Origin of the sequence: Acinetobacter rudis (assembly GCF_031157835.1) — a bacterium.
GTDB classification, from domain to species: Bacteria; Pseudomonadota; Gammaproteobacteria; order Pseudomonadales; family Moraxellaceae; genus Acinetobacter; species Acinetobacter rudis_A.
Window position 1 is genome coordinate 1 of record NZ_JAVIDR010000019.1, and the last position, 12,448, is coordinate 12,448.

At 41.9% G+C, this 12,448-nt stretch carries 9 protein-coding genes and 1 tRNA gene; all 10 read left to right on the plus strand.

All coding sequences use genetic code 11. The features are described from left to right. Positions 1-77: EF-Tu C-terminal domain-related protein (locus RFH42_RS13650; RefSeq protein WP_445596577.1), on the plus strand; the 77-nt coding region annotated here is incomplete at its 5' end. Between the two features lie 52 nt (positions 78-129). Continuing rightward, positions 130-205, plus strand: a tRNA-Trp gene (locus RFH42_RS13655). A gap of 75 nt (positions 206-280) precedes the next feature. Further along, on the plus strand, positions 281-721 hold the full coding sequence (secE, locus tag RFH42_RS13660; protein WP_308976270.1) for a preprotein translocase subunit SecE: 441 nt from the start codon (positions 281-283) through the stop codon (positions 719-721). A gap of 7 nt (positions 722-728) precedes the next feature. After that, positions 729-1,262: a transcription termination/antitermination protein NusG gene (nusG, locus tag RFH42_RS13665; RefSeq protein ID WP_016657956.1), complete on the plus strand. Its 534-nt coding sequence runs from the start codon at positions 729-731 to the stop codon at positions 1,260-1,262. 131 nt (positions 1,263-1,393) lie between these two features. Further along, positions 1,394-1,822, plus strand: coding sequence for a 50S ribosomal protein L11 (gene rplK / locus RFH42_RS13670; RefSeq protein ID WP_034587972.1), 429 nt, complete (start codon positions 1,394-1,396; stop codon positions 1,820-1,822). Positions 1,823-1,825: 3 nt separating this feature from the next. Then, positions 1,826-2,521 (plus strand): 50S ribosomal protein L1, encoded by a 696-nt coding sequence (rplA, locus tag RFH42_RS13675; RefSeq protein ID WP_308976271.1) that lies wholly within the window; start codon positions 1,826-1,828, stop codon positions 2,519-2,521. Between the two features lie 273 nt (positions 2,522-2,794). Further along, positions 2,795-3,301, plus strand: coding sequence for a 50S ribosomal protein L10 (rplJ, locus tag RFH42_RS13680; protein ID WP_308976273.1), 507 nt, complete (start codon positions 2,795-2,797; stop codon positions 3,299-3,301). 48 nt (positions 3,302-3,349) lie between these two features. Then, a complete protein-coding gene (gene rplL / locus RFH42_RS13685; RefSeq protein WP_308976274.1) occupies positions 3,350-3,721 on the plus strand; it encodes a 50S ribosomal protein L7/L12 in 372 nt (123 codons plus the stop codon). Positions 3,722-4,029: 308 nt separating this feature from the next. Then, complete coding sequence (gene rpoB, locus RFH42_RS13690) at positions 4,030-8,118, plus strand: DNA-directed RNA polymerase subunit beta (RefSeq protein ID WP_308976275.1); 4,089 nt, start codon at positions 4,030-4,032, stop codon at positions 8,116-8,118. A gap of 129 nt (positions 8,119-8,247) precedes the next feature. After that, positions 8,248-12,441, plus strand: coding sequence for a DNA-directed RNA polymerase subunit beta' (gene rpoC, locus RFH42_RS13695; protein WP_308976276.1), 4,194 nt, complete (start codon positions 8,248-8,250; stop codon positions 12,439-12,441). Positions 12,442-12,448: the final 7 nt, after the last annotated feature.

Genomic DNA, 12,448 nt, shown 5'->3' on the forward strand with positions numbered 1-12,448 from the left:
ACGCAGGTCTACGTTTTGCGATCCGTGAAGGTGGTCGTACAGTAGGTGCTGGTGTTGTATCTAAAGTTACAGCATAATTGTTAGAATCATACACAAGCCGAAAACCTGTTTTTCGGCTTATGTTTATATAGGTCAGTAGTTCAATTGGTAGAGCGTCGGTCTCCAAAACCGAATGTTGGGGGTTCGAGTCCCTCCTGACCTGCCATATTTTTTTAATAAAAAGCTTGATGCTGACTAATTTGTCTTATAATAAGTCGCGAACTCAACGACGAGTAGAAAAATGTCGAACGATAAATCGCGTGACGCATTAAGCGAAGCGCCAATTCCTCAAAGAAATAACTCTGCTGAAGTAGTTAAAACTGGTTCACCGTTTGACGTGGTGCTCTGGTTGGTTGCACTGACCTTGCTTGCTGCAGCGTTAATGGTTAATCAATATTTACCTGCTTATTGGGTCCCAGCTAACGATGTTTGGGTCCGTGTTGGGGTAATTTTGGCTTGTATTATAGTCGCATTAGGTTTATTATACGCCACCCATCAAGGCAAAGGCTTTGTTCGTCTGCTTAAAGACTCTCGTATTGAACTACGTCGAGTAACATGGCCAACAAAGCAGGAAACAGTAACTACTTCATGGCAAGTTCTGGTGGTTGTTATTATTGCTGCAATTGTATTGTGGTGTTTTGACTATCTCATTAGTTGGTTCATGAAGTTCATTATCGGGTAAGTTAGCAATGAAACGTTGGTACATTATTCATGCCTATTCAGGCTATGAAAAACAAGTGATGCGTTCACTTAATGATCGAATCCAGCGCAGTACTGTTGCTGATTGCTTTGGTGAAGTCCTCGTTCCAACTGAAGAAGTTGTTGAAATGAAGGATGGAAAAAAGCGTAAGTCTGAACGTAAGTTCTTTCCAGGCTATGTGTTAGTTGAAATGGAAATGAACGATGAGACTTGGCACATTGTGAAAGAATGTCCAAAAGTGCTTGGTTTTATCGGTGGTACAGCAGAAAAACCTGCGCCAATTACGCAAAAAGAAGCTGATCTTATTTTGGCTCGTGTGCGTAATACAGGTGAAGCTCCACGTCCTAAGACGATGTTTGAGCCAGGTGAAGAATTATTGGTTATTGATGGTCCATTCACTGACTTTAAAGGTGTGGTGGAAGAGGTCATCTATGACAAGTCACGTTTAACGTTGACAATTAATGTATTTAATCGACCAACTCAGGTTGAATTGGAATTTCGTCAAGTCGAAAAAGCCAGTTAATTTAAGTTGGTGTAAAAGGCCCGATGTTTTACTTCATCGGGCATTGTTGTTGTAGCAATCCTTGTTTACAAAGGTTGCAGCAATTTAAAATTGGGGAGCCTGACGGCGTTTGTACCCAGAGGAAATAGACAATGGCTAAGAAGATTGACGGCTATATCAAGCTGCAAGTTCCAGCTGGTAAAGCGAATCCATCTCCACCGATCGGTCCTGCACTTGGTCAACGTGGTGTTAACATCATGGCATTCTGTAAAGAATTCAATGCTGCTACACAAAAAGTTGAACCAGGTCTACCAATCCCTGTAGTGATCACTGTGTACAACGATAAGTCGTTCACATTCATCATGAAAACTCCACCTGCTGCTATTCTTCTTAAGAAAGCTGCTGGTATCCAAAAAGGTTCAGCTGTACCTAACAAAACTAAAGTTGGTAAGTTGACTCGTGCTCAATTGGAAGAAATTGCAACCACTAAAGAACCAGATCTTACTGGTGCTGATTTGGATGCACGTGTACGTACCATCGCTGGTTCTGCGCGTTCTATGGGCTTGGAAGTGGAGCTATAAGACATGGCAAAGTTAACTAAACGTCAAAAAGCCATTGCTGCTTTGGTTGAAGCGAACAAAGTCTACACTTTGGAAGAAGCTGTTCAAGTTTTGGGTAGCCTACCTGCTGCTAAATTCAAAGAATCTTTGGATCTATCAGTAAACCTTGGTGTTGACCCACGTAAATCTGATCAGGTTGTTCGTGGCGCGACTACACTTCCAGCGGGTACTGGTAAAACTGTACGTGTTGCAGTATTTGCTCAAGGTGCTGCTGCTGAAGCTGCTAAAGCTGAAGGCGCAGATATCGTTGGTTTTGATGATCTTGCTGAAAGCATTCAACAAGGTAACTTGGACTTTGATGTTGTTATTGCTGCTCCTGATGCTATGCGCGTTGTTGGTAAGCTTGGTACAATTCTTGGTCCACGTGGTTTAATGCCAAACCCTAAAGTTGGTACTGTGACTCCTGATGTTGCTTCTGCAGTTAAGAATGCAAAATCTGGTCAAGCACGTTACCGTGTAGACAAGGGTGGTATCATCCACGCTGCAATCGGTCAACTAGGTTTTGAAGCTGCTGCAGTTCGTCAAAACGTTGAAGCTTTGGTTGCTGACCTTAAGAAAGCAAAACCTGCTACTTCTAAAGGCGTATACATTAAAAAGATCACTTTGAGCTCAACTATGGGTCCTGGTCTTACTATTGATGTAGCAAACGTTTCAAACTAAGTTTGAGTCGTATTTAAAGAATTTTAAAGTCCTGCAAGCAGTTTTCCTCCCCAGAGGGAGTGTAAAGCTGCATGTAGGCGGACTTTGAATTGATAGATGTAAATTTATCAGCGTCAAAGACCTCAGGTGAACTGGACTTCGGTCTGTTTCTTAATTTTCCTGGGTAGACGCGGTGGTGTGATTTGTTCCTCCTCCGCGTGTAAGTTAAGTGATTGACTTACGAATTGGGAGTGCATCGTTTGATGCATAAATCACCGTTAGGAGGTTCTTACAGTGGCTCTACGTTTAGAGGACAAAAAAGAGATCGTTGCAGCGGTAAATACTGCTGCTTCTACAGCGTTCTCTGCTGTTGTTGCCGACTATCAAGGTTTGAACGTTACTCAACTTACTGAGTTGCGTGTTCAAGCTCGTCAAAACAATGTTTACCTACGTATCGTTCGTAACACATTGGCGAAACGTGCGTTTGAAGGTACTCAATTTGATATCTTGAACGACGTCTTGACTGGTCCAACAATTATCGGTTTATCAACTTCTGAAGAAGATATGGGTGCAGCTGCACGCTTATTCGAAGACTTCGCTAAAACAAACAAGGCTTTTGAATTAAAAGCTGCTGCGTTTGATGGCAAAGTTTATGAAGGTGCTGAAGTTAGCGTTATTGCTAATCTTCCGAACCAAGAAAAAGCGCTTACTATGCTTGCAAACGTTCTTCAAGCTCCTATCTCGAAATTGGGTCGCCTACTTACAGCACTCAAAGAGAAAGAAGAGCAAGAAGCGGCATAAGGCCAACACTTTTTACACACCATTCAATTTCCATTTGGAGTTTATCTCATGGCTTTAACAAACGAAGAAATCTTAAATGCAGTTGCTGAAAAAACTGTTCTTGAACTTGTTGAATTAATTTCTGCATTCGAAGAAAAATTCAATGTATCTGCTGCTGCTGTTGCAGTTGCTGCAGGTCCTGCTGCTGGCGCTGCTGCTGCTGAAGAACAATCAGAATTCAATGTTGAATTAACTAGCTTCGGCGGTAACAAAGTTGCTGTTATTAAAGCAGTTCGTGAAGCTACTGGCCTTGGTCTTAAAGAAGCTAAAGATCTTGTTGAAGGCGCTCCTTCAGTTGTTAAAGAAGGCGTTTCTAAAGAAGAAGGCGAAGAACTTAAGAAGAAACTTGAAGAAGCTGGTGCTACAGTTACACTTAAGTAATCTTACAGGGAGTTGTTTTTTTCAAAAAACAACTCCAAAAATTGGCTGGTGGCTCTTGGGTCATCAGCCTTTTTGCGTTACAATAGTCGGCTCGATTTTGTTCGGTTTGGGCATTAATTCGTCGAAATTTTGAAAAAATTAAATAAAACAAACGCTTACCAATATTCTTCAGCTTTGAAAATATTGTTAAGCGTTTCATACCACTGAAAATTGCAGCATTTGTAAAAGGTGGTGGTCATATCGACCTGCGTAATTCCTTCTAAGTCCGTTCTGCAGGCGGGCTTGGTTTTACTTTCCGAGGACTCCAGATGGCATACTCATATACCGAAAAAAAACGGATCCGTAAGAATTTTGGTAAATTGCCCCAAGTAATGGATGCTCCGTACTTGCTTTCGATTCAAGTCGACTCGTACAGAACATTTTTGCAAGATGGTAAAACTCCCAAAAATCGCGAAGATATCGGACTCCAGGCGGCATTCCGTTCAGTATTTCCAATAGAAAGTTATTCGGGCAATGCGGCTTTAGAATTTGTTGAGTATAGCCTTGGTAAACCAGAGTTTGATGTGCGCGAGTGTATTCTTCGTGGCTCAACTTATGCGGCACCAATGCGCGTAAAAATTCGTCTGATCATTAAAGATCGCGAAACCAAATCAATTAAAGATGTACGTGAACAAGAAGTTTACATGGGTGAAATGCCACTCATGACCGATAACGGTACTTTTGTTATTAACGGTACAGAGCGTGTAATTGTATCTCAGTTACATCGTTCACCAGGTGTGTTCTTTGATCACGATAAAGGTAAAACACATTCAAGTGGTAAAGTGTTGTACTCAGCACGTATTATCCCTTACCGTGGTTCGTGGTTAGACTTTGAGTTTGATGCGAAAGATCTCGTATATGTTCGTATTGACCGTCGTCGTAAGTTACTTGCAACAGTGATGTTACGTGCGTTGAACTTTAGCAATGAACAAATTCTGAATATGTTCTATGAGAAAGTTCCTGTTTACCTCGATATGGGCAGCTATCAAATTGACTTGGTACCTGAACGCCTACGTGGTGAAATGGCGCAGTTTGATATTGTTGACAATGATGGCAAATCAATTGTTGAACAAGGTAAACGTATTAATGCGCGTCATGTTCGTCAAATGGAAGCTGCTGGTTTAACTAAGCTTTCAGTTCCTGATGAGTATCTATACGAACGCATTATTGCTGAAGACGTGATATTACGTGATGGCGAAACCATTGCAGCCAATACAGTATTGAGCCATGAAATCATGGTGAAATTGGCTGAAGGTGGCGTTAAACAATTTAACATTCTATTCACTAACGACATTGACCGTGGTTCATTTGTTGCTGATACATTGCGTGCAGATTTGACACGTGATCGCGAAGAAGCACTGGTTGAAATCTATAAAGTGATGCGCCCAGGCGAGCCACCAACAAAAGAAGCAGCAGAAAACTTGTTCAATAACTTGTTCTTCTCTTCTGAGCGTTATGACTTGTCACCAGTTGGTCGTATGAAGTTTAACCGTCGTTTAGGACGTCCTTACGAAGTTGGTAACGATCAGAAATCACGCGAAGTTGAATGCATTCTTTCCAATGAAGACATCGTTGATGTACTTAAAACATTGGTAGAAATTCGTAACGGTAAAGGTGAAGTCGATGATATCGACCACTTGGGTAACCGTCGTGTGCGTTCAGTTGGTGAAATGACTGAAAACCAATTCCGTGTAGGTCTTGTTCGTGTTGAGCGTGCAGTTAAAGAACGTTTGGGTCAAGCTGAAACAGATAACTTGTCTCCACAAGATTTAATCAATGCGAAACCAGTTGCAGCAGCGATTAAAGAATTCTTTGGTTCAAGCCAATTGTCTCAATTCATGGACCAAAACAACCCATTGTCTGAAATTACGCATAAGCGTCGTGTTTCTGCACTTGGGCCTGGTGGTTTGACTCGTGAACGTGCTGGCTTTGAAGTACGTGACGTACATCAAACTCACTACGGTCGTGTATGTCCAATTGAAACACCTGAAGGTCCAAACATTGGTTTGATTAACTCTTTGTCTGTTTATGCAAAAGCAAACCATTTTGGCTTCTTGGAAACGCCTTATCGTAAGGTTGTAGACGGTCGCGTAACAGATGATGTTGAATATCTTTCTGCGATTGAAGAAGTTGGTACAGTCATTGCGCAAGCAGATGCTTTGCTTGACGAAGATAATAACTTCACAGAAGAATTCGTTTCTGTACGTCATCAAGGCGAATTTATACGTATTCCACCTGAAAAAGTGACGCATATGGATGTATCTGCTCAGCAGGTCGTATCTGTAGCAGCATCATTGATTCCATTCCTTGAACACGATGATGCCAACCGTGCATTGATGGGTTCAAACATGCAACGTCAGGCTGTGCCTACATTGCTTGCTGACAAACCATTAGTCGGTACAGGTATGGAAGCGAACGTAGCACGTGACTCAGGTGTATGTGTAATCGCAAAACGTGGCGGTATGATTGAATTTGTTGATGCATCACGTGTCGTGATTCGTGTTAACGAAGATGAAATGATCGCTGGTGAAGCAGGTGTAGATATCTACAACTTGATCAAGTATACCCGTTCTAACCAAAACACATGTATTAACCAAAAAGTATTGGTTAACTTGGGTGATAAAGTTGGTCGTGGTGACGTTCTTGCTGATGGTCCATCTACAGATGGCGGTGAATTGGCACTTGGTCAAAACATGCGCGTCGCGTTCATGACGTGGAATGGTTATAACTACGAAGACTCGATCTTATTATCTGAGCGTGTGCTTCAAGAAGACCGTTTGACTTCGATCCATATTCAAGAGTTATCTTGTGTGGCTCGTGATACCAAACTAGGTGCAGAAGAAATTACTGCAGATATTCCTAATGTTGGTGAAGCTGCATTATCTAAGCTTGATGAGTCAGGTATTGTTTATATCGGTGCTGAAGTGACAGCAGGTGATATTCTGGTTGGTAAAGTGACACCAAAAGGTGAAACTCAATTAACGCCAGAAGAAAAACTATTACGTGCGATCTTCGGTGAGAAAGCTGCTGACGTTAAAGACTCTTCTTTACGTGTACCATCTGGTACTAAAGGTACAGTTATTGACGTTCAAGTCTTCACTCGTGATGGCATTGAAAAAGATGAGCGTGCTCAAGCAATTGAAAAAGCTCAGCTTGATGCGTACCGTAAGGATTTGAAAGAAGAATACAAAATCTTCGAAGAAGCCGCTCGTGAACGTATTGTTCGTCTCTTGAAAGATCAGCAGTCAAATGGTGGCGGTAGCACTAAACGTGGTGACAAACTTACAGAAGATTTGTTGTCGCATTTAGCATTGGTTGATTTACTTGAAATCCAACCAAATGATGAAGCTATTGCAGAACGTTTAACTCAAATTCAAGTCTTCTTAAAAGAGAAGAGCTTTGAAATTGATGAGAAGTTTGCTGAGAAAAAACGCAAACTTTCTACAGGCGATGAGCTCACTACGGGTGTCCTCAAAGTTGTTAAAGTTTATCTTGCTGTAAAACGTCGTATCCAACCTGGTGATAAGATGGCGGGTCGTCATGGTAACAAGGGTGTTGTATCTAACATCTTGCCAGTAGAAGACATGCCACATGATATTCATGGTGTACCTGTTGACGTGGTATTAAACCCATTGGGTGTACCATCGCGTATGAACGTGGGTCAGATTCTTGAAACTCACTTAGGTTTAGCGGCGAAAGGTCTTGGCGAACAAATCGACAAGATGTTGAAACAACAGCGTACGATTGCTGAACTACGTGAATTCTTAGATAAGATTTATAACAAAGTTGGTGGTGAGCAAGAACAACTTGACACACTAACTGATGATGAAATCTTGAAACTTGCTGGTAACTTAAGTGCTGGTGTGCCTTTAGCAACACCTGTATTTGATGGTGCTGAAGAAGGTCAAATCAAAGAATTACTAGAACTTGCTGAATTGCCACGCTCTGGTCAAACAGTACTTTATGATGGACGTACAGGTGAGCGTTTCGATCGTCCTGTTACAGTTGGTTATATGTACATGTTGAAATTGAACCACTTGGTTGATGACAAAATGCATGCGCGTTCTACTGGTTCTTATTCACTTGTAACGCAACAACCATTGGGTGGTAAAGCTCAATTCGGTGGTCAGCGTTTCGGTGAGATGGAAGTCTGGGCACTTGAAGCATACGGTGCAGCATATACACTGCAAGAAATGCTGACTGTGAAGTCGGATGACGTTGAAGGTCGTACTCGTATCTATAAGAACATCGTAGATGGTAACCATTATATGGATCCAGGCATGCCTGAATCGTTCAACGTATTGACCAAAGAGATCCGTTCTTTAGGTATCAACATTGAACTGAAAAACGGCGACTAAAAGATCATCTTTAACCCCTCTTTAGATAAGAGGGGTTAAAGGGGCTTTTAGAGACTCCAAATTTTCAGTTATAACAATATTTGTGACCCAGTTGGGGAGTGTGAACTCTTCAACACACGGAGAAAAAAATTGAAAGACTTGCTCGATATCATGCGCAAAAAGACGGATTCAGATGGTTATACACCGGTTGAATTTGATCGTATCCGTATTGGTCTTGCTTCACCAGAAATGATTAAATCATGGTCTCATGGTGAAGTTAAAAAACCTGAAACAATTAACTATCGTACGTTTAAGCCAGAACGTGATGGTTTATTCTGTGCCAAAATTTTTGGTCCAGTAAAAGACTATGAATGCTTGTGTGGTAAATACAAGCGTATGAAATATAAAGGCGTAATCTGTGAAAAATGTGGCGTTGAAGTAACGACTGCAAAAGTTCGTCGTGAACGTATGGGTCACATCGAATTGGCTTCACCAGTTGCGCATATTTGGTTCTTAAAATCATTACCAAGCCGTATCGGTTTATTACTTGATATGACTTTGCGTGATATTGAACGTGTATTGTATTTCGAATCTTATGTGGTTACCGATCCTGGTATGACACCACTTGAGAAAAATCAGTTATTAAATGATGAAGAATACTTTACAGCACTTGAAGAACACGGTGACGAGTTCTCTGCAAAAATGGGTGCTGAAGCTGTTCAAGACTTGTTAAAAGATATTGATTTAGACGCTGAAATTTCACGTTTACGCGAAGAAATTCCTCAAACAACTTCAGAAACTAAGCTTAAAAAAGCATCTAAGCGTTTGAAGTTGATGGAAGCATTTAACGACTCTAACAACAAGCCTGAGTGGATGGTAATGAATGTATTACCTGTATTACCACCAGATCTTCGTCCGTTAGTACCACTTGAAGGTGGTCGTTTTGCGACTTCTGACTTGAACGATTTGTATCGTCGTGTCATCAACCGTAACAACCGTTTAAAACGTCTTCTTGACCTATCTGCACCAGACATCATCGTACGTAACGAAAAACGTATGTTGCAAGAATCTGTAGATGCGTTGTTAGATAACGGTCGTCGTGGTCGTGCGATTACGGGTTCAAACAAACGTCCATTGAAATCTTTGGCTGATATGATCAAAGGTAAACAAGGTCGTTTCCGTCAAAACTTACTTGGTAAACGTGTTGACTATTCTGGCCGTTCGGTAATTACCGTTGGTCCTAACCTACGTTTGCACCAATGTGGTTTACCTAAGAAAATGGCACTTGAATTGTTCAAACCATTTATCTTTGCGAAACTACAAGCATCTGGTCAAGCAACAACCATTAAAGCTGCGAAGAAAATGGTTGAGCGTGAGACTCCAGAAGTTTGGGACGTACTTGCATCAGTTATTCGTCAACATCCAGTCATGTTGAACCGTGCACCTACACTTCACCGTTTAGGTTTACAAGCGTTTGAACCGATCTTGATTGAAGGTAAAGCGATTCGTTTACATCCATTGGTTTGTGCTGCATTTAACGCCGACTTCGACGGTGACCAAATGGCGGTACACGTACCATTGACTTTAGAAGCACAGTTAGAAGCACGTGCTTTGATGATGTCAACAAACAACATTCTATCACCAGCAAACGGTGAGCCTATTATCGTTCCTTCTCAGGACGTGGTCTTGGGCTTGTACTACATCACTCGTGATGCAGTTAATGCCAAAGGTGAAGGTATGGTGTTTGCGGATACTCACGAAGTAAACCGCGCACTTGCTACTGGTCAGGTTGATTTACATGCACGCGTTAAAGCACGTGTACACCAAACAGTAATCGATGAAAATGGTGATCGTGAGCAACAAACAATTGTTGTAGACACTACTCCAGGTCGTTGTTTGCTTTGGGAAGTTGTACCTGAAGGTATGGATTTCCAACAAATTAACGTTGAGATGACTAAAAAGAATATCTCAAAATTAATCAACTCTTGCTACCGTAAACTTGGTTTGAAAGATACTGTTATCTTCGCTGACCAATTGATGTATTTGGGCTTCCGTCAAGCGACGCGTTCAGGTGTATCTGTTGGTATGGAAGATATGGTTATTCCACCACAAAAACAAACCATTATTGATAAAGCTGAAACTGAAGTTCGTGAAATCGAACAACAATTTGAGCAAGGTTTCGTGACTGCTGGTGAACGTTATAACAAAGTTGTCGATATTTGGGCACGTACTAACGACCAAGTTGCAAAAGCAATGATGGATAACTTGTCATTTACTACTGTTAAAAATAAACAGGGTGAAGACGAGAAGCAAAAATCGTTCAACAGTATCTACATGATGTCTGACTCTGGTGCCCGTGGTAGTGCGGCGCAGATTCGTCAGCTTGCTGGGATGCGTGGTTTGATGGCGAAACCAGATGGTTCGATCATTGAAACACCGATTAAAGCAAACTTCCGTGAAGGTTTGACAGTACTTCAGTACTTTATTTCAACACATGGTGCACGTAAAGGTTTGGCCGATACTGCATTGAAAACTGCGAACTCAGGTTATTTGACTCGTCGTTTGGTTGACGTTGCACAAGACTTAGTTATTACTGAGCCAGATTGTGGTACTGAAGAAGGCCTAGTAATGACTCCGTTCATTCAAGGTGGTGACGTTATTGAGCCGTTACGTGACCGTGTACTTGGTCGTGTGACAGCAGTAGATGTACGTCGTGCTGTGGATGATGAAGTTGTATTACCACAAGGTACACTCATTGATGAGAAGATCGCTGCTGCTCTTGAAGATGCCGGTGTCGATGAAGTTAAAGTACGTTCAGTTGTAAACTGTCGTTCTACCTTCGGTGTTTGTGCGAAATGTTATGGTCGTGACTTGGCACGTGGTCACTTGGTGAACCCAGGTGAATCTGTCGGTGTTATGGCTGCGCAATCAATTGGTGAACCTGGTACACAGTTAACCATGCGTACATTCCACGTGGGTGGTGCTGCAAGCCGAACTTCTGCTGCAAACAGTGTTCAAGTACGTAACAAAGGTACTGTACGTTTCCATAACGTGAAAACTGTACAACATGCCAAAGGTCACTTGGTATCTGTTTCACGTTCAGGTGAAATCGGTATTGCGGATGACTTAGGTCGTGAGCGCGAACGTTATAAATTACCATACGGTGCAAGCATCTTACTTAAAGATGGTGAGATTGTTGATGCTGGTGGTATCGTTGCGACTTGGGATCCACATACACATCCATTGGTAACAGAAGTTGCTGGTAAAGCACGTTTCAGCCAAATTGCTGATGGTGTAACTGCAACATCGAAAACTGATGATGCAACAGGTATGACGACAATTGAAATCTTGCCTGTTACAGCACGTCCTGTATCTGGTAAAGATTTACGTCCTGCGATTGTACTGGATATGGCTGATGGTCAAGAACAGTTCTACTTCTTGCCACAAAACACGATTGTTACTGTACGTGATGGTGAAACCATTGGTGTAGGTGACGTTATTGGTCGTGTACCACAAGAATCTTCACGTACTCGTGATATTACCGGTGGTTTGCCACGTGTAGCTGACTTGTTCGAAGCGCGTAAACCTAAAGAGCATGCGATTTTGGCAGAAGTGTCAGGTATCGTAAGCTTCGGTAAAGAGACTAAAGGTAAGAACCGTTTAGTTATCACACCTGATGATGGCGGCGAAATCTACGAAGAATTGATTCCTAAATGGCGTCAAATCAACGTGTTCGAAGGTGAACATGTAAACCGTGGTGAAACAATTTCTGATGGTCCACAAAACCCACATGACATTTTACGTCTGAAAGGTGAAGTGGCGTTGACTAACTACATCGTGAACGAAGTTCAGGACGTTTACCGTCTCCAAGGTGTAAAAATCAACGATAAACACATCGAAGTTATCGTTCGTCAGATGCTACGTAAAGTAGACATCGTTGATGGTGGTGATACAAGCTTCATCAAAGGTGAGCAAGTTGAGTACATCCGCATGGTTCAAGAAAACCAAGCTGTAAGTGCACAAAACAAATTCCCTGCGAAGTATGAACGTATCTTGATGGGTATTACCAAGGCATCATTGTCTACTGACTCATTTATCTCTGCTGCATCGTTCCAGGAAACAACTCGTGTGTTAACTGAAGCTGCTGTAACAGGTAAAGAAGATGATTTACGTGGTCTAAAAGAGAACGTTGTTGTGGGTCGTTTGATCCCAGCGGGTACTGGTTTGGCTTACCACTTAGAGCGTCGTCGTCAAGAAGCAGAAGCTGCCGAGTTTGAACTCAGCAATGACTTCTCTGATGTAGATCAAGCTTTCTCACAAGCATTAAACGAAGAACAATTCTAAGTTTAAG